This window comes from Arthrobacter sp. NPDC057388 (assembly GCF_042668165.1).
In the GTDB taxonomy this organism is placed as follows: domain Bacteria; phylum Actinomycetota; class Actinomycetes; order Actinomycetales; family Micrococcaceae; genus Arthrobacter.
Map to the genome: position 1 here is coordinate 1 of NZ_JBHVBL010000053.1, position 21,637 is coordinate 21,637.

Genomic DNA, 21,637 nt, shown 5'->3' on the forward strand with positions numbered 1-21,637 from the left:
TCCGGGGAGGGCGGGCTTAAATAGAAACAGGCCGGCTGGTCAGCCGGCCTGTTTCTATTTGGATGCGGAACTCACCGCGCCGTCATTCGTCGGAATGCGGCGGTTACCACTTGCCCTTGCGGTTGAAGTCGCGGTGGCCGCCTTCGCTGCCGTGGCGCGGCTTGCGTGCGCCGTTGCCGTGCCCGCCGAAGCGGGAGTCGCTTGACTGCCCGCGGTCGCCCGAGATGTTGCGCTCGGCGCGGTCGCTGTAGGCACGGCCGCCGCGGTCAGCGGAGGACCGCTCGCCGTCGTTCTTGCGGAATTCCTTCTTGAAGCCGCCGCTGCCCTTGAAGTTGCCGCCACGGCCGCCCTGGTAGCCGCCGCGGTCGCCACGGTCACCACCGGGACGGCGTCCCGTGTCCAGCTCGAGGTGGATCAGCTCACCGCCGATCCGCGTGCGGGACAGGGCGCGCAGCTGCTCCTGGCTCAGGTCAGCCGGCAGCTCAACCAGCGAGTGGTCCGAGCGGATGTCGATGCCGCCGATCTGCGACGACGAGATGCCGCCTTCGTTGGCGATGGCGCCGACGATGGAACCCGGCATGACGCGCTGGCGGCGTCCGACCGCGATCCGGTAGGTGGCGTTCCCTTCGGTCAACGGGCGGGACGGGCCGCGGGAGCCGAAGCCGTCCTTGCCGCGTTCGCGCTTCTGGAAGTCGGGGGCAGCGGGCAGTTCCTTGACCAGCAGCGGCTGTCCGCCCTGGGCCATGACGGCCAGTGCCGCAGCGATTTCTGCTGCCGGCACCTTGTGCTCCTCCTCGTAGGAAGCGATCAGGTCACGGAAGACTGCAACGTCCTCGGACTCGAGGGTCTCCGTGATGCGCTCGGCGAACTTGCCCAGGCGGAGCGAGTTGACCGTCTCAGCCGTCGGCAGGTGCATCTGCTCCACGGACTGGCGCGTGGCCTTTTCGATGGCGCGCAGCAGGTACTTCTCGCGCGGGGTCATGAACAGGATGGCGTCGCCGCTGCGGCCGGCACGGCCGGTGCGGCCGATGCGGTGGACGTACGACTCCGTGTCATGCGGGATGTCGTAGTTGACCACGTGGCTGATGCGCTCGACGTCGAGGCCGCGGGCGGCGACGTCGGTGGCCACCAGGATGTCGATCCGGCCTTCACGCAGGGCGTCGACGGTCCGCTCACGCTGCTGCTGCGGGATGTCGCCGTTGATGGCGGCAGCCTGGAAGCCGCGGGACTTCAGCTTGTCGGCGAGGTCCTCGGTGGCCATCTTGGTGCGCACGAAGGCGATGACGCCGTCGAACTCTTCAACCTCGAGGATGCGGGTCATGGCATCGAGCTTGTGCGGGCCCATGACCTGCAGGTAGCGCTGGCGGATGTTCGTGCCCGTGGACGTCTTGGACTTCACCGAAATTTCGGCGGGGTCGTTGAGGTACTGCTTGGACATGCGGCGGATCTGGCCCGGCATGGTGGCCGAGAAGAGCGCCACCTGGCGGTCCTCCGGCGTCTGCTGGAAGATCTGCTCAACATCCTCGGCGAAGCCCATGCGGAGCATCTCGTCAGCCTCGTCCAGCACCAGGTACTGCAGCTCGGAGAGGTCCAGCGAACCCTTGGCGATGTGGTCGATCACGCGGCCGGGGGTACCGACAACAACCTGGGCGCCGCGGCGCAGGCCGGCCAGCTGCGGGCCGTAGGCGGAGCCGCCGTAGACGGGCAGGACCGTGAAGTCGTCGATGTGCTTGGCGTAGGAGGTGAAAGCCTCGGCAACCTGGAGCGCCAGCTCACGGGTCGGGGCGAGAACCAGGGCCTGCGTCTTGCGGGACGGGCCGTTCAGGTCATGGAGCTCGGCCAGCTTGGACAGTGCCGGTACTGCGAATGCTGCAGTCTTACCGGTACCGGTCTGGGCCAGGCCGACGACGTCGCGGCCTTCCAGCAGCAGCGGAATGGTGGCTGCCTGGATCGGCGAGGGCTTTTCGTAGCCGACGTCCTGGAGTGCGGCCAGGACGCGGCCGTCGAGGCCAAGGTCGGCGAAGCGGACGCCTTCTTCTTCCGGCTCAGCGGCAGCGGGGGTCTCCGCGGCTTCGGTGACAGGAGCTTCGGTGACTTCCGTGGCTTCGGTGGTGGCGTCGTCGTGATTTTCGGGCATAGGGAAACTTTCCTCATCCATAGGGGGCCAGGCGGCACAACCCGAGGTGAGCGGAGCCGCAGTACATGTGCCGTGGGCGCCGGGCATCCATTGACCGGCCGGTCACGTCGAAGTCCGGCGCTTTCGCAATCCCATGGCAGGACTTCGCACTGCATCTCTTGGCTGCTATCCCAGCAGTCTGTACAGCGTTTTCTTCAGCCGGCTCTCCCTATGAAACTGCCCGCATCACAGTGCGCGGGCCCCAACACTTGCCAGTCCTGCCTCAAAAATTGGGCAGGAATAAGGGATTTCCGGAGTGGGGGATGCTTCAAGTGTAGGGCATGGGGCCGCGTGCGGACGAACCGGGGGCACGGCCGGGGCGGTGAGATTGCGCACACTCGGCCGGGCTTACTGGCCGCCCGCCCGGCGGAGCATCTTCTCGAACCGCTCGTGGTATTCGGGCTGCAGCCGGATTTCGCCGTCGGCCTCGGCGTCCCGCAGGGCCTCGATGGCATCAACGTCGGGCTCGCTGAACCACTGGCCGATGGTCACGCCGTGCCTGGGCACGTACAGCCGGTGGATGTGGTCCCCGGCCTGCACGGATCCGGTCTTGATGACGCGCAGGTAGGCGCCCACCCTGCCCGCTTCCGTGAAGCGCTTGACCCACCGGGGCTCGTCCATCCGGCGCTGGAAGGTCGCACACGGAACGCGCGGCGAGGTCACCTCGACTTCAACATTCAGCCCGATCCGCCAGCGCTCACCGATGACGGCACCGGTGGTTTCGATTCCTGCCACGCGGAGGTTTTCCCCGAAAATTCCCGGCGGCAGCTCACGCTGCAGTTCTCCGACCCAGTAGTCAGCGTCGGCCTCGGAGTATGCGTAGAGGGCCTGGTCCTCTCCCCCGTGGTGGATCCGGCTGGCCTGGATGTCGCCGTGCAAGCCGAGCTTGTGCACCTTCACCGGCCCGTCCACCGGTCGCTTGTCGATGGCGGTGACGCCCACGCTTCCCTCATCCGGCAGGAGCTGGTGGACCCGGCAAACGGCAAGAACGGTGGCGGTGTGCATGGGACAAGTCTAGTTCCCGGCCTGACCAGCGGGTTTGGTGCTTTCGGCGAGCATCTCCAGCGACCGTCCGCCGCAGCGCGCTTATTCACCGCGGCACCCTCCAGCCACTAGGCTTGCTGCAGTATTTCCGGCTGGACAGACGGCCGGTTCGGCAGGCCGCGGCCACGCGTTCCGGCCACCAACAGCACCGCCAGACAGCCAACAGCACCGCCAAAACAGCATGGAGCAGCAGGGGGAACCATGGACCCGGAAAAGGACCCGAGCAAGGACGCTGACGGGGGCCGGAACAAGGACCAGCCCGGGAGCAAGGACCGGCCCGGCGGGGAAGGCCTGCCCGGCGGCCCCGCCAAGCCGCCGCCCTGGCAGGTGCCCAAGCCCGAACTCCGCCCCGAGCTGCTGACCCCGGGCACGCCGGGGCAGGGAATCCCCGGAACGCAGGGCCCCGAACCCGGGCAGCAGCCACGGTTCCCCCAGCCCAGCCCCGTCTTCGACCCCTTCGCCCGTGACCGCGAGCGCGATGCGGCGGCGCGGAAAAAGCGGTCGCAGCGCCGCACGGTGGTGGTGGGCCTCGGCGTTACGGCCCTCCTGGCCGGCACCATCACGGCCATCGTGGCAAGCAACGAGCAGGATCCCGACTACGCCCAGGTCTGCTTCAACGAGGAAACCGGCGAGCGCGTCGAGGACACCCAGTGCAACAGCTCGGCCGGGCGCGGCGGCGGCCTCTACGCCTGGTACTTTTACGCGCGGGGTGCCAGCGTTCCCGGCATCGGACAAAACAGGACGGCGTACCCGAACTTCACCCGGACGGTGCCGCAGGGCGCCAAGACGTCCACCGGCTACAGCAGCAAGGGCGGCACTGTCAGCAGGGGCGGCTTCGGCAGCAGCTCCAAGGGCGGAAGCACGGGAGGCTAGGCGTGAAGCGGCTACTCTCGGAGCCCAGGCCGGACTGGAAGCAGAAAATCGAGGAACAGGGCCTGGTGTTCTCCACCACCGCGCTGCCCGGCGGCAAGACGATCGAGTACTGGAACGAGGCCGCCTACTACGAATTCACCATGGACGAGGTGGAGGCGCTGGAGGTCACGGCAGAGGACATGCACCGGATGTGCCTCGAGGCCGCGAAGTTCCTGGCCACAGGCGCCATGGGACCCATCGGCATCGGTCCGCAGGCCCTCGAACTGGCGGCAGAGTCACTGCAGGCCGGCGACCAGGACATCTACGGCCGCTTCGACTTCATCTATGACGGCCGGGGCGGCGCCCCCAAGATGCTCGAGTACAACGCGGACACCCCCACCGGCCTCATCGAGGCGGCCGTGGCGCAGTGGTTCTGGCTGCAGGACGTGTTCCCGGAGAAGGACCAGTGGAACGGCATCCATGAGGCGCTGATCCGGCAGTGGAAGAAACTGCAGTACTGCACCGGGATGAGCACCCTGCACGTGGCGCACTCCGAGGCCGAGGAGTCGGGTGAGGACTGGATGACGGCGGCCTACATGCGGGACGTCGCCGGCCAGGCGGGGTGGACCACCATCGGCATCAACATGTCGGACATCGGCTGGGATCCGAACCTGAACCGCTTTGTGGACCTGGACAACTTCATGATCAGCACCATCTTCAAGCTCTACCCGTGGGAGCTGATGATGAAGGAGCCGTTCGGCCACCGCTTGCTGCAGCGCGCCCACAATCCGCGCTGGGTGGAGCCGGCGTGGAAGATGCTGCTGTCCAACAAGGCACTCCTGGCCGCGCTGTGGCACCTCTACCCGGACCACCCGAACCTTCTTCCCGCCTACCTCGGTGATCCCGGCCCGCTGCGGGAGTGGGTGGCCAAGCCGCTGCACGGCCGCGAGGGCGACAACATCCGGATCCACGCGGAGGGCATCCGCCTCGAGAAGCCCGGCGGTTACGGCCGTGAGGGCTGGTGCTACCAGCAGTACCACGCCCTTCCCGACTTCGACGGCAACCACCCCGTCCTCGGACTCTGGGTGGTGGACGGTGAATCCGTGGGCTGCGGCATCCGCGAGTCCGACGGGCCGGTCACCGACTATTTCTGCCGCTTCGTCCCGAACACCATTGACGCGCCGGCGCCCCTGAGCGTGCAGGCGGCCCAGGCCAACGCAAACAAGGCAGGTATTGCGCTATGAAAACAGGTTCCGAATGAAAAGCAGAACGACGACGGCGGCCGGCGGCGCCGGGGGCCGTCCAGGCGGTGCCGTACCCGGCAAGGGACTCCGCGCCGGGATCCTGGACCTTGGCGACTCCGTGATGCTGGGACTGGCCTCCACCGCCCCGGTGTACTCGCTGGCCGCGACGCTGGGCCTGATCGTGGCCGTCAACGGGAACTACACCCCGCTAATCCTGGTCCTTGCCTTCGTTCCCGTGCTGTTCATCGCCTACGCCTTCCGCGAGCTCAACAGCGCCATGCCGGACTGCGGCACCACCTTTATCTGGGCGCGCCGGGCGTTCGGGCCCTGGGCGGGCTGGCTGGGCGGCTGGGGCGTGGCCCTGGCCGGCGTCGTTGTCCTGGCCAACCTGGCGCAGGTGGCGGGCCAGTACCTCTGGCTCCTCATCGGCGACGGATCCCTGGCGGGGAACACGGCGGTGGTGACGGCCACCGGCGTCGTGTTCATCGCCTTCATGACCCTCGTGAACTACCGCGGGATCCGGCTCGGCGAGCACGTCCAGCGGACCCTGACGTACATCCAGTACGTCTCGCTGGGCATCTTCGCCGTGGCGGTCATCCTCAGGATCGCGGGCCTGACCGGCGAGGCACCGGCCGGCCAGCCGTTCGACGTCGAGTGGTTCAACCCCGCCGGGGCGTTCGCCGATCCCGGCGCGGTGGTCCACGGCATCCTGCTGGCCCTGTTCATCTACTGGGGCTGGGACACCTGCCTGGCAGTGAACGAGGAAACCGAGAACCCGGCCACCACACCGGGCCGCGGCGCGGTCATCTCGGCGTTTGTGCTGGTGGCCATCTATGTCTCGGTGGCGCTGCTGGTGATGATGTACGCCTCGGTGGGAACGGAGGGAATCGGGCTGGCCAACGCCGACAACCAGGACGATGTGTTCCTGGCGATGAAGGACGTGGTGCTGGGTCCGTGGGGCTGGCTGATTGTGGTGGCTGTGCTGGCATCGGTGCTGTCCTCCACCCAGACCACCATCCTGCCCACGGCCCGCGGCACCCTGTCCATGGGCGTGCACGGGGCCCTGCCGCCGAAGTTCGGCGAGGTCCACGAGCGCAACCAGACCCCCGGCTTCTCCACCCAGGTAATGGGTGCCGCGGCGGTGGCGTACTACGTGGCCATGAGCTTCCTCAGCGAGAACCTGCTCTCCGATTCCATCAGCTCCATCAGCCTGTTCATCGCGTTCTACTACGCCCTCACCGGCTTTGCCTGCGCCTGGTTCTTCCGGGACACACTGCGCGAATCGGCCCGCAACCTGTGGTTCCGCGGCATCCTCCCGCTGCTCGGTGCGCTGCTGCTCACGGCAGCGTTCTTCGTTTCGGCGGCACAGATGTGGGACCCGGGGTACGGGAACACGGAGATCCTTGGCGTCGGTGGGGCCTTTGTCAGCGGCGTGCTGCTGCTGGCCCTCGGCGTGCTGCTGGCAGCGGTCTGCCGGGTCCTGCCCTCAACCCGCGGATACTTCGAGGGCGGGAACGGGTGCCGGCAGGACGGTAACCGGGGCACGCATGATGCCGGCACGTAGGATGCTGGCATGAGCAATGACGCCTTTGATCCTGCGGAAGCCCCGGCCGAATACGGCCTCCCGGACCCGTCGGACGTCCTGGCCCTCGATTCCCTGCTGACCCCCGATGAGCTGGCCCTCCGGCAGCGGGTCCGGGACTTCACCGACCAGCAGATCCGGCCCGACATCGCCGACTGGTACGACCACGGCGTCTTCCCGATGCACCTGCCCGCGCAGCTCGGCGAGCTCGGCGTTCTGGGCATGCACCTGGAGGGCTACGGCTGCCCCGGCCGCTCCGCCGTCGAGTACGGCCTGGCCGCAATGGAACTGGAGGCCGGCGACTCCGGCATCCGCACCTTCGTCTCCGTCCAGGGTTCGCTGGCCATGACCGCCATCCACAAGTGGGGCTCGGAGGACCAGAAACAGGAGTGGCTCCCCCGGATGGCTGCCGGCGAGGTGATCGGCTGCTTCGCGCTGACGGAGCCGGCGGCGGGTTCGGACCCGTCGTCCATGACCACCGTCGCACGGCAGGACGGGACGGGCGAGGATGCCGGCTGGATCCTGGACGGCGCCAAGCGCTGGATCGGACTCGCCTCCGTCGCCGACGTCCTGGTGGTCTGGGCCAGGACCGACGACGGCGTCCGCGGCTTCCTCGTGCCCGCCGGCACGGCGGGCGTTACCGCCACGCCAATCGGCCGGAAACTTTCCATGCGTGCGTCCATCCAGTGCGATGTGACGTTCGACGGCGTCCGGCTGGGTCCCGAGGCACTGCTGCCGGGCGCGCTGGGGCTGGGCGGCCCGTTCAGCTGCCTCAACGAGGCCCGCTACGGCATCGCCTGGGGCGCCATGGGCGCGGCCCGCGACTCCTACGAGGCGGCACTGCGGTATTCGCTGGACCGCCAGCAGTTCGGCAAGCCGCTGGCCGGCCACCAGCTGACGCAGGAGAAGCTCGTGAACATGCTGCTCGAGGTCCAGAAGGGCACCATGCTCGCCCTGCACCTGGGCCGGCTCAAGGACTCCGGCCACATCCGGCCCGAACAGATCTCGCTCGCCAAGCTGAACAACGTCCGCGAGGCCATCAAAGTGGCGCGGGAAGCACGGACCATCCTGGGCGGCAACGGCATCACGCTGGACTACCCTCCCCTGCGGCACGCTGCCAACCTCGAGTCGGTGCGTACCTACGAAGGGACGGACGAGGTGCACACCCTGATCCTCGGCCAGCGCATCACGGGGCTCCCGGCGTTCCGGTAAGCGGTTTGCCCCTCGCGGCGGCCGCATGGCCGGGAGCATACTGGGCACATGGCTGACACTGACGATTTCCTGGCCGTGGGAAGGACCGGGGAACATCCGGTGGACAGCAGTGCTGGTGCCTGGTTCCTAAGTGGCGACGAGCGGGGCAACGCAGCCACCGAGGTGCATGCGGGCGGCGCCGGATCGTCCTCCTGGTCGGAGGGCAACCTCGTGCGGCCCCTGATTGACGGGGCCGCCTACTTCGCCCGGCTGCACGAGGAGCTGTCGGCTCTGAATCCGGGCGACCGGGTCTGGTTCACCGACTGGCGCGGCGATTCCGACGAGCGGCTGACGGCGGATGGACCGGCGATCGGTGAGTTGCTGGCGCGGCTGGCCCGGACGGGAGTGGAGGTGCGCGGCCTGATTTGGCGGTCCCACGGCGAGCGCGTGTCAGCCCCGATGAGTTGGCGGTCCAACGAGCTCCTCAGCCGCAAGGTCAACGACGCCGGCGGAGAGGTGCTGCTGGATCAGCGTGTTCGCCTCTTCGGCTGCCATCACCAGAAACTGGTGGTCATCCGGCGGCGGGACGACCCCTCGCGGGACGTCGCGTTCGTGGGCGGGATCGACCTTTGCCACAGCCGCCGGGACGACGCCGACCACGGAGGCGACCCTCAGGCGCTGGCCATGGATTCCCGGTACGGGAAACGGCCCCCGTGGCACGATGCCGCACTCGAACTGCATGGCCCCGTTGTCGTGGATGTGCTGGAATTGTTCGCCGAACGGTGGAATGACCCCCATCCCCTGGACCGTCGCACCCCGTACCGGATGCTGCTGCAGCGCCTGGCCGATATGCCCCGGCACCCCGAACCGCTGCCGGACACGGCGCCCCCGCCGCCACCTGCCGGACCGCATGCCGTGCAGCTGCTGCGCACCTACGGCATGAAGCATCCGCCGTTCCCTTTCGCACCCATCGGTGAGCGAAGCGTTGCCCGGGCCTACACGAAGGCCTTCGGCCAGGCCCGTTCGCTGATCTACATCGAGGACCAGTACCTGTGGTCGGAAGAGGTCGCAGCCGGAATCGCAGCGGCCCTCGAACACAACCCCGAGCTGAACGTGATCGCCGTCGTTCCCCGTTACCCGGACTCCGACGGTATTCTCGGAGGCCCTCCCAAGCGGCTCGGGCAGATGCGTGCCATCAGCAGGATGCGCCGGGCCGCGCCCGGCAGAGTCGGGGTGTTTGACCTGGAAAACAGGGCCGGAACTCCCATCTATGTTCATGCCAAGATCTGCATCATCGACGATGTGTGGCTGACCTGCGGATCGGACAACTTCAACCGCCGGTCCTGGACCAGCGACAGCGAGCTCACGTGCGCGGTAATCGACACCAGCACCAACCGCGGGGAACCGGACGGTGCGGAGACGGATCCCGTGGCTTCCCGGCCGCTGCCCCACGGGCTGCGGCTCCAGCTCTGGGCCGAACACCTGGGCCTGGACCAGACTGACCCTCAGCTCCACGACCCGACAGCTGGGCTAAGGCTCTGGAACGCCGCCGCTGATGCCCTGGACCAGTGGCACCAGACCGGCCGCCGCTCGCCCCGCCCCAAGGGCCATGTGCGCCACCACACCACAGAACCCGTGCCGCGCCTTCACCGGCTCTGGGCGGAGGCTGCAAACCGCCTGGTAGTGGACCCGGACGGCCGTCCCCGCCGGATGCGCGGCACCCCGTTCTAGGCAATCAGGCTGGCGCTGTTCCCGGGCCCTCGCGGGGCCGGGCAGCCGGGAGCATACTTGGCACATGTCTGACTCGGACGATTTTCTGGCCTGGGTGAGGTCGGCGCTGTATGAAGCGGAGCTGGCCATCCACAACGGCGATGCCGGGCCGCGGCGGGCGATCTGGTCCCGCAATGAACCCGTGAGCGTTCTGGGCGCATGGCGCAACGCCTTCGGGCAGCAGGAACTGGATGATCTGTTCGCAGGCCTTGCGAAGCAGTTCGCCAATTGCACCTCGTACCGCTTCGAACTGCTCGCATACGACGTCGTGGGGGACATGGCCTACACAGCCGGCCTGGAACACACTTCGGCCACTGTGGATGGTCAGCCGCGCAGCTATGTCCTGCGGGCTACTCAGGTTTACCGGCGTGAGGACGGCGAGTGGAGGGTCGCCCACCGGCATGGTGACACCGTGAACCCGTAGGCACCATGCCAGCTGACCGGCTTCCCGCGGCGTGCTAATAAGGCTTCCCGCGACGTGCTAATAATCAGTAGCCATTTCGGGGTCCCAATGGAGGCCTCAGGATGACAGGCGGCCGCACTGCCCTTCACGACCGGAAGGTGTCAGGCCGAGAACCCGCCGTCGGCCTTAATGAGCTGCCCGGACACCCATCGGCCAGCCGGTGACAGCAGGAAAGCCACGGTTCCCGCAACGTCCGCGGGGGTGCCAAGCCGGCCGCCGGGCTGCTGCCGGGACAGCCCTTCGCGGAGCCGGTCATCCATCCAGCCGGTGTCCACGGGCCCGGGATTGAGCACATTGGCGCTGATGCCCAGCGGTCCCAGCTCCCGGGCCGCGGCGATCACGATCCGGTCCAGCGCACCCTTGGACGCACCGTACGGCAGGTTGAACGCTGTGTGGTCGCTGGTCAGCGCGACGATCGCGCCGCCGTCGTCCGCTGCCTGCTGCGCGAAGGCGCGGACAAGCTGCCAGCTGGCGCGGGTGTTGACGGCGAAGTGCCGCTCGAAGCTTTCGAGGGTGGTGTCCAGGATGCCCGAGTCGACAGATTCGGCGTGGCTAAGCACTAGCCCGCGCAGGGTTCCGGCCTGCGTGGCCACGTCCGCCATGAGCCGGTCCACGCTGCCCGGATCCTGAAAGTCGGCGGGCAGGGCCACCACCCTGGAGCCGGCGGCCTGCAGCTCGGCGGTGAGCCGGCCGACGTCGTCCGGCTGGACTCCCCATGGCATGCGGGCGTCGTAGTCCTGCCAGTAGGTCAGCACCAGGTCCCAGCCGTCGGCGGCCAGCTGCCGGGCGATCCCCGCCCCGATTCCGGCCAGTCGCCCGACGCCGGTCACGAGCGCGGTTTTGGCCGCGGTGTTGCCGTCGGTCTGTCCCATGTCGTGTCCCCCAGTTGTCGTCCGGCAGTTACGCATGCAGGAGCCTCGCCCGGGGCGCCCGCCCCTACTGACGCGGCTAGTCTACTGAAGCGGCCGCCACAGCAGCGGGCTGCCGCCGTCCGGCGTCCTTGCGGATGGTCGCGCTGATCACCGCGGCGATGGTGCACATGGCGGCGGCTCCCAGCCAGGCGTACGTGTAGTGGCCGGTGGCGTCCCGGATGGCCCCGGCAGCCAGGGCGGCCGCTGCCGCACCGAGCTGGTGCGCCGCGAACACCCAGCCGAACACCACGCTGCCGTCGGCACCGAACACCTGGCGGCAGATGGCGGCGGTGGGCGGTACCGTGGCCACCCAGTCGAGGCCGTAGATCACGACGAACACGATCATGCTGGGCTGGACCGAGGAGCCCAGCAGGAGCGGGAGCACCAGGAGCCCGATCCCGCGGAACTGGTAATACACCGCCAGCAGGATCCTCGGGTTGAACCTGTCGGTCAGCCAGCCGGAGGCGATGGTGCCCACGATGTCGAAGATCCCGACGACGGCGAGCAGGCCGGCGGCGGTGGTTTCGGGCATGCCGTGGTCGTGGGCGGACGGGATGAAGTGGGTGCCGATCAGCCCGTTTGTTGTGGCGCCGCAGATGGCGAATCCGGCGGCGAGCGCCCAGAACGTGCGGTTCCGGCTGGCGCTCCGCAGCACCTGCAGCGCCCGGACGGCGGCGTTGCGGCGGGGTTCTGCGGCTGACACGGCTCCCGCGGCCGTTTCGGGGGCGGCGCCCGCAGCGGACGGTTCCCCGGCGCCGTAAGGCAACACCCCGACGTCGGACGGTGAGTTTTTCAGGAACTTCAGCACCAGCGGAACCACGGCCAGGGCACCGGCGGCGATGAGCAGCGAGGCCTGGCGCCAGCCGGGGTCCTGGGCGAGCATCGCGATGAACGGCAGGAAGACCAGCTGCCCGGCCGCGCTGCCGGCGGTCAGGATGCCGATCACCAATCCCCGGCTCTTGGTGAACCAGGTGTTGGCGATGGTCGCCGCGAACACCAGTGCCATGGAACCGGTGCCCAGGCCGATCAGCAGGCCCCAAGTGAGGAGGATCTGCCAGGACTGGTTCACCAGCACAGTCAGGGCGCTGCCGGCACCGATCAGCGCGAGGGCGACGGCGGTGACGGCCCGGATGCCGAACCGCTCCATGAGGGCGGCGGCGAAGGGTGCCGTGAGCCCGAACAGCACCAGGTTGATGCTTACCGCGGCCGACAGGACCGTCGTGGACCAGCCGAACTCCTGCTGCAGCGGCACCATGAGCACGCCGGGCGCGGCGCGGAAGCCGGCCGCTCCCACCAGCGCCAGGAACGCGACTGCCGCCACGGTCCAGGCCGGGTGCAGCCGGCGCTTCTTCCTCGGCTCCTTTCCTGGCTCCCGGCTGCCCGCGTCCTCTGGAGTTTTTGTCCAGATATCGTCCTCTGCGGCCCCGTCAGGGCGCGATATCTGTACAAAAACTCGGGGCTCCTCGGAGGTGCTCATGCGGCCGTTCCTTTTTCTTTGCCGCCTGTACCGCGGCTGGTCGGTTTCTTCGTGTGCGGGGCCGTGGCCAGCGGGAGCGGCTCCTCGCTGCGGGTCAGGCTGTGCCAGCTGGTGTTCTGCGCGGTGAGCCGTTCGCCGCAGCCAGTGCAGGTGTCCGCGGACCCGGTGCGCTGCCCGCAGGTGGCGTGCACGACGTACATGTGTGCCTGCCCGGATGGCGCCTGGAGATGCTTCTCGGACCAGATCACGACGGCGTTGAGCACCGGCAGCGCATCCTCGCCTTTGGCGGTGAGGACGTACTCGTGGCGGGTGCGTCCGCCGTCGTCATAGGGCTGCTTGGCCAGCAGCCCGGATTCGACGAGGGCGGAAAGGCGCCGCGTGAGGACCGAGTCGGCCACCTGGAGGCGCGTCTTCATCGCGTCGAAGCGGCCGTTGCCGAAGAAGACCTCGCGCAGGACCAGCATGCCCCAGGGGTCGCCGAAAATATCGAGGCCGCGCGCCATGCTGCAGTTGCGCTGGGACCAGTCGGAACGGAGAGCCATGCTCCGACCGTAGCTGACTTTCTTGAAGAAAGCCAGACCTTCAGCGCTGCGGCCGGATTCCCGTCCGCGACGGCCTGTAAGCGGCGGCCCAGTAGACCAGGAGCGCCACGCCGCAGACCACGCCCAGGCTGGAGACCACCAGCGGCCACTGCGTCTGGGGATTCACGCCCCACACCTCGGCACCGGCAGCCATGGCGAGGTCTTTGGGCGCGAGGTAGAAGGCCACGGCGGACGCCGCCACCACCGCCCAGCCGCCCAGCCGCATCAGGCCGGTCCGGGAAGGGACCCGGTGCATGGCGAAGGCCATGGACGGCAGCGCGACCGCGGTCCACACCCAGTGGTGGGACCAGGACACCGGACTGACCAGGAGCATCAGCACCGCGGTGGCGGACACCGCCACGAAGTTCTCCTCCACTGCCAGCGCCCAGCGGATCACCAGCGCGGTGAGGCCGGCCAGGGCCAGCGCAAGCACCAGCCAGAGCAGGCTCGTGAACCCGGAGTCCGGCAGTCCAAGGTGGAGCAGCAGCCCCTTCAGGGACAGGTTGTCCACGTAGCCCGGGTCGCCGATGCGTCCCGTATTGGGCAGGATCCTGGTCCAGAACATCGCGGACGCGTGCGGCAGTGCGGCCCAGGCGACGGCGACGGAGCCGAGGAATCCGGCCGCCATCCAGCCGAGGGCCTTGAAATCACGCCGGACCAGGAAATAGAGGCCGAACGCGAGCGGGGTCAGCTTGATGCCGGCAGCGACGCCGATCAGCAGGCCGGCAGGCCAGCGGATCTCCCCCGCCCGGGATTTTCCGTGGAGCGCGAAATCGGCCAGGATCAGGCCCATCAGGATGATGTTGATCTGCCCGAACACGAAGGTGTCCCGCCATGGCCCCAGCAGCACGATGGCCCCGGTCCCGGCCAGGGCCACGGTGCGGAACCGCCAGTCGGCAAAGGCGTCGCGCCAGCGGGTCATCCCGAAGAAGTGCCGGGCGAGCCATGCGGACACCACGGCGGCCCCGCCCAGCGCAGCCCAGATGAACAGCTGCCCGCTTTGCCCGAGGGTCATGGTGGCCAGGCCCGCGAACAGCAGCGCGGCGAACGGCGGATACGTGAAGGGCAGGCCGTCCCTGGGCGCGTAGAGCTCATTGATCCCGGTCTCGCCGGTCTGCAGCACCTTGGTGCCGCCGTAGTAGTAGACCTCGAAGTCGTTCATGTCCGGGGGGTACTGCGCATACAGCAGGGCCAGGGCGAGGATGAGCACGGCGGCGCCGCCCGCCGTCGCCAGCCAGCCGAGCAGAGCCCGGCGCGCCTGGCCCGGCCTGCCGGTTTCCTGCCGGGCGCCTTCCCGTGTCTGTGCGGAGGCCGTCACTGGATGTGCGTGAAGGCCTGCTCCAGGTCGGCGATGAGGTCCTCGACGTCCTCGATGCCGCAGGAGAGCCGGATCAGGTTCACGGGAACAGCCAGTTCGGTGCCTTTGACCGAAGCGTGGGTCATCTCGGACGGGTAGTTCATCAGCGATTCGATGCCGCCCAGCGATTCCGCCAGGGTGAAGACCGACGTCGATTCGGCCACCTTGCGCGCAGCAGCCTCGCCACCCTTGAACTGCACCGAGATCATGCCGCCGAACTTCTTCATCTGCTTTTTGGCCAGCTCGTGCCCGGGGTGCGAGGGCAGGCCCGGATACAGAACCGCTTCCACCTCGGGACGCTCCAAAAGCCATTCGGCCACCGCCTGGGCGTTGTCGCTGTGCCGGTCCATCCGGACACCCAGGGTCTTCAGGCCCCTTGTGGTGAGGAAGGCGTCCATCGGGCCGGAGACGGCGCCCACGGCGAACTGCACGAAGCCGATCTTCTCGGCCAGGCCGGCGTCCTTAACCACGACCGCGCCGCCCACCACGTCGGAGTGGCCGCCGATGTACTTGGTGGTGGAGTGGACCACGACGTCGGCACCCAGGGCGAGCGGGGTCTGCAGGTAGGGCGACGCGAACGTGTTGTCCACGATCAGGAGGGCCCCGGCGTCGTGCGCCACCTTGGCGAGCGCCTCGATGTCGGTGATCTTCATCAGCGGGTTGGACGGAGTTTCCACCCAGACGAAGCGCGTCTTGTTGGCGGCGACCGCAGCCTGGACGGCGGCGAGGTCAGCCATGTCCACCGGGGTGTTGCCGATCCCCCACTCGCCCAGCACGCGGCTGATCAGCCGGTAGGTTCCGCCGTAGGCGTCGTTGCCGAGCACGATGTGGTCACCCGGGCGCATGAGGGCGCGGATGAGCGAGTCCTCGGCGGCGAGTCCCGAGCTGAAGGAGAAGGCATGCGTGCCGCCTTCGAGCGCCGCGAGCTGTTCCTGCAGGGCGTCGCGGGTGGGGTTGCCGCCGCGGCCGTATTCGTAGCCGTCCCGCAGCCCGCCGATGCCGTCCTGGGCGTAGGTGGAGCTGAAGTGCAGGGGCGGAACGACGGCGCCGGTGCGCGGCTCGAAGGCCTGGCCGGCGTGCACGGCGCGGGTGTTGAATCCCTGGTTCTCAGTGACAGACATGGGGCTCCTTGGATCAGTTGCTGAGGTAGGCGAGGAGGTCGTGGCGGGTCAGGATGCCGATGGGCGCGCCCACGAACGTCACCATCACGGTGTCGACGTCGGAGAGCAGTTGGCGGGCGGCGGAGATGGTTTCGAGCGAGCCGATCACCGGCAGCCGCTCCCCCATGTGCTCGGCGATCTTGTCCGTCAGCCTGGCCTCACCGCGGAACAGCTTGGCAGTGAGGGACCGTTCATCCACGGCACCGAGGACTTCGCCCATCACCACGGGCGGCTCCGCCGACAGGACCGGGATGTGGCTGACACCGTACTCGTTCATGATGTTGATGACGTCACGGACGGTTTCGTTCGGGTGGATGTGCACCAGATCCGGCAGTTCGCCCGTCTTGGACTTGAGGACCTCGCCCACCGAGGCCTCCTCGCCCCCGGAGAGGAAGCCGTAGGAGCGCATCCACTGGTCGTTGAAGATCTTGGCGAGGTAACCGCGGCCGGAGTCGGGCAGGATCACCACCACCACCGCGTCCTCGGGGAGGTCCCTGGCGGTGCGCAGGGCGGCCACCACGGCCATGCCGGAGGAGCCGCCCACCAGCAGGCCCTCTTCGCGGGCAAGCCGCCGGGTCATGGCGAAGGAGTCGGCGTCGCTGACGGCGAGGACCTGGTCCGGGACTGACTTGTCGTAGTTGCCAGGCCACATGTCCTCGCCGACGCCTTCGACGAAGTACGGACGCCCGGCGCCGCCCGAGTAGACCGAGCCTTCGGGATCGGCCCCGATGATCCTGACCCGGCCGCCGTCGGACTCCGGACGGTCCGCCGAAACCTCCTTGAGGTAGCGGCCGGTTCCAGTGATGGTGCCGCCGGTGCCGGCGCCGATGACGCAGTGGGTCACCTTGCCGTCGGTGTCCCGCCAGATCTCCGGGCCGGTGGTCTCGTAGTGGCTCAGCGGCGCCGCGGGGTTGGAGAACTGGTCCGGCTTGTAGGCGCCGGGAATCTCGGTGACCAGGCGGTCGGACACGCCGTAGTAGCTTTGCGGGCTGTCGGGTTCGACGGCGGTGGGGGTCACCACCACTTCGGCGCCGTACGCCTCCAGGACTGCGCGCTTGTCCTCGCCCACCTTGTCCGGGACCACGAAGATGCACTTGTAGCCCTTCTGCTGCGCCACCAGGGCCAGGCCCACGCCGGTGTTCCCCGAGGTGGGTTCGATGATGGTGCCGCCGGGCTTGAGCTTGCCGTCGCGTTCGGCTTCCTCAACCATCCTCGCCGCGATGCGGTCCTTAATGGATCCGCCGGGGTTCACGTATTCCAGTTTCACGAGGACGGTGGCTTTGATGTCATCTGTGACGTGGTTCAGCTTGATGAGGGGGGTGTTGCCGATGAGGTCCAGGACAGACTGGGCGTACTTCATGGGTACCAACTTACCGCCTTGGGCCGGCTGGTTGTCCCCGGGGCGTTCGGTGCGAAGATTGGGCAGTGGCGCGCGTGGGAATACCGAAGAATGTACGGAGCTATCTGCTGCCGGGCCTCATGCTGCTTGCAGGGGCCGGCTGCCTCGCCGCTGGCCTTCTGCCATGGCCCGCGTTCGGAGAATTGGCGGAGCGCACAGTCCCCATCCTCGCCTTCGTGGTGACGATGACCGTTGTCACCGAACTGGTTGATGATGCGGGATTGTTCCATGTGGTGACGGACCGCATTGCGGTGCTGGGCCGCGGCAGTGTCCTTCTGTTGTGGGTCTTTGTGCTTGCCCTGTCCGTCGTTTCCACGGCCTTCCTGTCGCTCGACACCACCGCGGTCCTGGTGACTCCCATGGTGGTGCTGCTCGCCGTCCACGCCAAGATCCCACCTCTGCCCTTCGCCCTGAGCACGGTATGGCTGGCCAACACGGCGTCGCTGTTCCTTCCGGTCTCCAACCTCACGAACCTGCTGGCGCAGTCGAGCATGTCCCTGAGCCCAGTGGGATTCGCCAAACTGATGTGGGCTCCGGCCACCGTCGGCATGGTTGTGCCGTCGCTGCTGCTTTGGCTGGCCTTCCGCCGGGACCTGCGGGGCCGCTACGGGCCGCAGCCGGTCCATGCAGCCGGCGACCGGACGCTGCTCCGGGCGTCGGCCGGCACCTTGCTCGTGCTGCTGCCTGCGCTGGTTTCGGGGATTCCCGTGGCGGTTCCGGCTGCCCTCGCGGCCGGGTTTCTGGTGGCCATGTTCCTTCTCCGGCGGCCGTCCGCCCTGCGCTGGTCGATGCTGCCATGGCGCCCGCTGATGCTGACGGTCGGGCTGTTCATGGTGGTGGAGACCCTGCACTCGCAGGGCCTCGCCAGCGTGTTATCACCTGCCGCCGGGACAGGCGAGACGTTCCCGGACCTGCTGCGCCTCGCTGTTCTGGGCGCCGGCGCCGCCAACATCGCCAATAACCTCCCCGCCTACCTTGCCCTTGAACCTGCGGCCGGATCGCCGCTGAGACTGGGCGCGCTCCTGATAGGAGTCAACCTGGGCCCGCTCATTACGCCGTGGGCCTCACTCGCCACGCTCCTCTGGCACGAGCGGCTGCAGAGCCTCAACCTGCGCGTGCGTTGGGGCGGCTACGCTGTGGCCGGGCTTGTGGCCGTTGTCCTCGCCCTTCCCCTGGCCGTCCTGGCGCTCTGGGCAGGAAACGGGATGCCGTAACCGCTTCTTGCCGTCCGTGCCGTTGCCACGCTCCTGCCGAGGTACTGGCCAAGGCCGGTGCGGCAGGGCAAGCTGGCATCGGCACCCTCCGCCGGGTGCGTGCCTGAGCTCCGTTGAAAGGAATTGTGCCTTGGACTGGACCCTCGAAGTTGTTGTGCTGCCCGTGAGCGACATCGATAGGGCGGTGGAGTTTTACCGTGACAAGGTCGGCTTCAATCTGGACCACGACACGCGGAACGAGCACATGCACGTGGTGCAGCTGACGCCTCCCGGTTCGGGGTGTTCCATTGTGATCGGCGACCTGCCTTCACAGAACGAGATGGCCCCGGGCTCAATGCGCGGCCTGCAGCTCGTGGTGGCGGACGCCCGGGCGGCGCGCGACGACCTGCTCAGCCGCGGCGTGGAGGCGAGCGAGATCACCGTTTTCGACGAGCGGGACGGCGGCACCTTCTTCGGGTTCAGCGACCCGGACGGCAACACTTGGGCGGTGCAGGAGCTCAGAGTCCGCGCCCAGAAACCGCTGATCCCGGCGAAGGCCCGCAGCCGCTTCGGTGAGGAGTAGCCGTTGGCAGCGGCCCCTGGCTCAGCCGGTGGCGCCGCCGGCATCGGCGGGCAGGTTCTCCCAGAGCCCCAGGATGTTCCCCTCGCTGTCCTTGAAGTAGGCGTAGTGGCCCATGCCCGGAATGGTTTCCTTCGGCTTCACCACCGAACCGCCCAGCTGCTCGACGGTGCGCAGGGTCGCCTCAATGTCCTCCACGTCCACGGTGATGACCGGCGTCGTCAGCTCGCCCTCCCTGGCCATCATGCCGCCGTTGATGGCGCCCGGCTCCGTGGGCCTGCCGTTTTCGTCCATCGGGGTGGTGATCACCACGTTGTAGTCCATCTCCGGCATGGGGTCGATCCGCCAGCCGAGCGCCTGGTTGTAGAAGTTTCTCGCCCGGTCCTGGTCGTCCGCGGGGATTTCAAAATGCACCACTCCACCCATTGCGATCACCTACAACTCGAAGGAAGCGACGCGGCCCACCCGCGCCACACTGGGGATTGTAGTCCCGGCACCGGCCCCGGTTAAGGGCCTGGTGAAACCCTCCCGGCGGGGCCGGCGGCGGCTTTGTCGGTCCGGCGTGGGACGATGAATGCATGACCATTGCTGACGCCCCCGCCCGGCTGGCAGCCGCCGCGGACGCGTCCCTCCGGTGGTATCCGGGCGGCCCGTATGACCTGCGCCGCACCCTGGGGATCCTGATGCGCGGCAACGGCGACCCCTCCTTCTCCGCGCGGCCGGACGGGCTGTGGATGGCCTTCACGACGCCGGATGGCCCGGTGACACTGCGGCTCGCCGCCGCAGGTGACTCCGGGGTTGTGGCGGACAGCGGCGGCGGCCCCTGCGTCGACGCCCAGGCCTGGGGCCCCGGTTCCGAGGCTGCCCTCGCAGGACTTCCGCGGATGCTCGGCGCCGGTGACGACTGGTCCGCGTTCGACGAGCCCGCCTTCGCCGCGACACTCCCCCGCATGGTCCGTGAGGCCCGGCGCCGGAACCCCGACGTCCGCCTGCCGTCCACCGGGCGGATGGTTGATTCCCTGGTGCCCACCATTTTGGAGCAGAAGGTCACAGTCATCGAGGCGCGGCGGGGGTTCCGTTACCTCATGTACCGGCACGGAACACCCGCCCCCGGCGCGGGGACGGTCGCACCTCCCGGACTGCTGGTCCGGCCCACTGCAGAGGGCTGGCTCCGGATTCCGTCCTGGGATTGGCACAGGGCGGGAGTCGGTCCGCAGCGCTCCGCGACCGTCATGCGCGCCCTGCGCTCCGCCGTCGCACTTGAACGTCTGGCGGCCCTCCCGGCAGCGGAGGCCGGCGCCAAGATGCAGACCATCCCCGGGATCGGGGTGTGGACCGCAGCCGAGGTGGTGCAGCGGACGCACGGCTGCCCGGACTCCATCGCGGTGGGCGACTACCACCTCGCCGCCTACGTGGGCGCGGCGTTGACCGGCCGGCGCACTGACGACGCCGGGATGCTGGCCTTGCTGGAACCCTGGACGGGGCACCGGCAACGGGTGGTCCGCATGCTCGGACTGAGCGGCTTCCGGAAACCCACGTTCGGCCCGCGGATGACCATCCAGGACCACCGCGCCCACTGACCCTCATTAACTGCAACGCGGGGTCACTTAGGGCCCAGTTTCCCGCCTTCACCGGGCGATGTCTGACCCCGCGTTGTCCTAGGAGGCACGGCGCTTCGCTCCCTTGACCCGACCGATCACGCCGTTGAAACCCTCGTCCATATCGTCCGCGTTGACCTTGAAGTAGGACCAGTCGGCGCTGATGAGCGCTTCGTCGCGCCGGTTATCGCGGGACTGCTGTTCGCGCGAACGGTGATGCTCGCCGTCGTACTGCAGCGCTATCCGGAAACGCCGTTACCCGAGGTCGGCGGTGGGCGACCAGGGATTAGAGGGGTCCAGCCGCACCTGCAGCTCCGGCTCCGGCAGGTGCGCATCCAGCATCGCGAGCCTCAGGAAAGTTTCCGGATAGGAGTCGGCACCCACCCTCATCTCGTCCAGGGCCAGCCTTGCCTTCTCAACACCCTTCATGTTGGGATGCTGCCTGATGAGCAGGCGCAGCCCCTCCTTGTAGGCATAGGGCTCCGTCCGGCCTTCGAACTGAGGCCTCGGAATCCGGATCAGCTGGTCCCCCATGGCAATGACGTAGTTCAGGGGCAGCACGGCAGCGAGGTCCAGCCAGGTCCGGGGCGGCAGAGAAATGGGAATTCCGTCAAACTCCCCGATTTCCCCCGGAATCACATGGACGCGATGGCCGACCACGCCGGATCGTCGTACCCGCGGCAGCTCGTGCGGCTTGCTCAAGTGGACAGGGTCCCCACCCATCCACGGCGGAAGCCCCAAGGACGTGAGCTCAGCGGCGGTCTGATGGGACACCCATGCCCCTGGCGTTGCCGCTGCCAGTACCTTGGCCCGATCCCGCAGGTCGATCACCCGCCCCTGTGGCAGATAAATAAGCCGTCCGCCGTCGGCCAGGTCCTTGGCACGCAGCCGCTTCTCCGTCACCCCGAGCGCCCGCGATTCGTACACGGTAAAGGGCAGCTGCTGCAGGGTGTCCGGAAGCGGAGTCGGGCGGGCCATGGACATCATTCTGGCTGCCCGGCGGGAGCTTTGGGCGTTATCCACAGGGCCAACATCGCAGACGGCAGCGTGGGTCAGATA

Annotated in this window: 19 protein-coding genes; 9 read left to right on the forward strand and 10 right to left on the reverse strand. The window is 68.2% G+C overall.

Going from position 1 to position 21,637, the window contains the following annotated elements; genetic code table 11:
- Positions 1-103: 103 nt before the first annotated feature.
- Together ACFUTU_RS18785 and ACFUTU_RS18790 are read right to left on the reverse strand one after the other, a co-directional pair.
- Positions 104-2,137, reverse strand: a complete 2,034-nt coding sequence (locus ACFUTU_RS18785) for a DEAD/DEAH box helicase (protein ID WP_377967022.1) — start codon at positions 2,135-2,137, stop codon at positions 104-106.
- Positions 2,138-2,524: 387 nt separating this feature from the next.
- Positions 2,525-3,181, reverse strand: a complete 657-nt coding sequence (locus tag ACFUTU_RS18790) for an MOSC domain-containing protein (protein WP_377967024.1) — start codon at positions 3,179-3,181, stop codon at positions 2,525-2,527.
- Between the two features lie 240 nt (positions 3,182-3,421).
- Between ACFUTU_RS18790 and ACFUTU_RS18795 the strand changes: the two genes are divergently transcribed.
- The 6 genes from ACFUTU_RS18795 to ACFUTU_RS18820 all read left to right on the forward strand — a co-directional run bounded on the left by ACFUTU_RS18795 (position 3,422) and on the right by ACFUTU_RS18820 (position 10,283).
- A complete protein-coding gene (locus ACFUTU_RS18795; protein ID WP_377967026.1) occupies positions 3,422-4,093 on the forward strand; it encodes a Tat pathway signal protein in 672 nt (223 codons plus the stop codon).
- Between the two features lie 2 nt (positions 4,094-4,095).
- The gene (locus ACFUTU_RS18800; protein ID WP_377967028.1) at positions 4,096-5,316 is read left to right on the forward strand and encodes a glutathionylspermidine synthase family protein; all 1,221 of its coding nucleotides are present in this window, start codon (positions 4,096-4,098) and stop codon (positions 5,314-5,316) included.
- A 13-nt stretch (positions 5,317-5,329) separates the two neighbouring features.
- Positions 5,330-6,880, forward strand: a complete 1,551-nt coding sequence (locus ACFUTU_RS18805; RefSeq protein ID WP_377967030.1) for an APC family permease — start codon at positions 5,330-5,332, stop codon at positions 6,878-6,880.
- Positions 6,881-6,889: 9 nt separating this feature from the next.
- A complete protein-coding gene (locus tag ACFUTU_RS18810; protein ID WP_377967032.1) occupies positions 6,890-8,110 on the forward strand; it encodes an acyl-CoA dehydrogenase family protein in 1,221 nt (406 codons plus the stop codon).
- Positions 8,111-8,158: 48 nt separating this feature from the next.
- Positions 8,159-9,820: a phospholipase D family protein gene (locus tag ACFUTU_RS18815; RefSeq protein ID WP_377967034.1), complete on the forward strand. Its 1,662-nt coding sequence runs from the start codon at positions 8,159-8,161 to the stop codon at positions 9,818-9,820.
- A 64-nt stretch (positions 9,821-9,884) separates the two neighbouring features.
- Positions 9,885-10,283 (forward strand): nuclear transport factor 2 family protein, encoded by a 399-nt coding sequence (locus ACFUTU_RS18820; RefSeq protein WP_377967036.1) that lies wholly within the window; start codon positions 9,885-9,887, stop codon positions 10,281-10,283.
- Positions 10,284-10,423: 140 nt separating this feature from the next.
- Here the strand turns inward: ACFUTU_RS18820 and ACFUTU_RS18825 are convergent, their stop codons facing one another.
- The 6 genes from ACFUTU_RS18825 to ACFUTU_RS18850 all read right to left on the reverse strand — a co-directional run bounded on the left by ACFUTU_RS18825 (position 10,424) and on the right by ACFUTU_RS18850 (position 17,168).
- Positions 10,424-11,194: an SDR family oxidoreductase gene (locus ACFUTU_RS18825; protein ID WP_377967038.1), complete on the reverse strand. Its 771-nt coding sequence runs from the start codon at positions 11,192-11,194 to the stop codon at positions 10,424-10,426.
- Between the two features lie 76 nt (positions 11,195-11,270).
- Positions 11,271-12,710, reverse strand: a complete 1,440-nt coding sequence (locus ACFUTU_RS18830) for an MFS transporter (protein ID WP_377967040.1) — start codon at positions 12,708-12,710, stop codon at positions 11,271-11,273.
- Positions 12,707-13,252, reverse strand: coding sequence for a winged helix-turn-helix transcriptional regulator (locus ACFUTU_RS18835; RefSeq protein WP_377967042.1), 546 nt, complete (start codon positions 13,250-13,252; stop codon positions 12,707-12,709). Before ACFUTU_RS18835 ends, ACFUTU_RS18830 begins: the two co-directional genes overlap by 4 nt.
- A gap of 40 nt (positions 13,253-13,292) precedes the next feature.
- Positions 13,293-14,609, reverse strand: coding sequence for a glycosyltransferase 87 family protein (locus ACFUTU_RS18840; RefSeq protein WP_377967044.1), 1,317 nt, complete (start codon positions 14,607-14,609; stop codon positions 13,293-13,295).
- On the reverse strand, positions 14,606-15,769 hold the full coding sequence (locus tag ACFUTU_RS18845) for a cystathionine gamma-synthase (RefSeq protein WP_377967046.1): 1,164 nt from the start codon (positions 15,767-15,769) through the stop codon (positions 14,606-14,608). Before ACFUTU_RS18845 ends, ACFUTU_RS18840 begins: the two co-directional genes overlap by 4 nt.
- A gap of 13 nt (positions 15,770-15,782) precedes the next feature.
- The gene (locus ACFUTU_RS18850) at positions 15,783-17,168 is read right to left on the reverse strand and encodes a cystathionine beta-synthase (protein WP_377967048.1); all 1,386 of its coding nucleotides are present in this window, start codon (positions 17,166-17,168) and stop codon (positions 15,783-15,785) included.
- A 119-nt stretch (positions 17,169-17,287) separates the two neighbouring features.
- On the opposite strand from ACFUTU_RS18850, the gene ACFUTU_RS18855 reads away from it, so the two are divergent.
- Together ACFUTU_RS18855 and ACFUTU_RS18860 are read left to right on the forward strand one after the other, a co-directional pair.
- Complete coding sequence (locus tag ACFUTU_RS18855) at positions 17,288-18,421, forward strand: SLC13 family permease (protein WP_377967070.1); 1,134 nt, start codon at positions 17,288-17,290, stop codon at positions 18,419-18,421.
- A gap of 130 nt (positions 18,422-18,551) precedes the next feature.
- Positions 18,552-18,983: a VOC family protein gene (locus ACFUTU_RS18860; RefSeq protein ID WP_377967050.1), complete on the forward strand. Its 432-nt coding sequence runs from the start codon at positions 18,552-18,554 to the stop codon at positions 18,981-18,983.
- 21 nt (positions 18,984-19,004) lie between these two features.
- On the opposite strand, the gene ACFUTU_RS18865 is transcribed toward ACFUTU_RS18860, so the two are convergent.
- A complete protein-coding gene (locus ACFUTU_RS18865) occupies positions 19,005-19,406 on the reverse strand; it encodes a VOC family protein (protein ID WP_377967052.1) in 402 nt (133 codons plus the stop codon).
- Between the two features lie 152 nt (positions 19,407-19,558).
- Between ACFUTU_RS18865 and ACFUTU_RS18870 the strand changes: the two genes are divergently transcribed.
- On the forward strand, positions 19,559-20,560 hold the full coding sequence (locus ACFUTU_RS18870; RefSeq protein ID WP_377967054.1) for a DNA-3-methyladenine glycosylase family protein: 1,002 nt from the start codon (positions 19,559-19,561) through the stop codon (positions 20,558-20,560).
- Positions 20,561-20,833: 273 nt separating this feature from the next.
- On the opposite strand, the gene ACFUTU_RS18875 is transcribed toward ACFUTU_RS18870, so the two are convergent.
- Entirely contained in the window at positions 20,834-21,556 is a 723-nt protein-coding gene (locus ACFUTU_RS18875) for a hypothetical protein (protein WP_377967056.1), read from the reverse strand.
- Positions 21,557-21,637 lie beyond the last annotated feature (81 nt).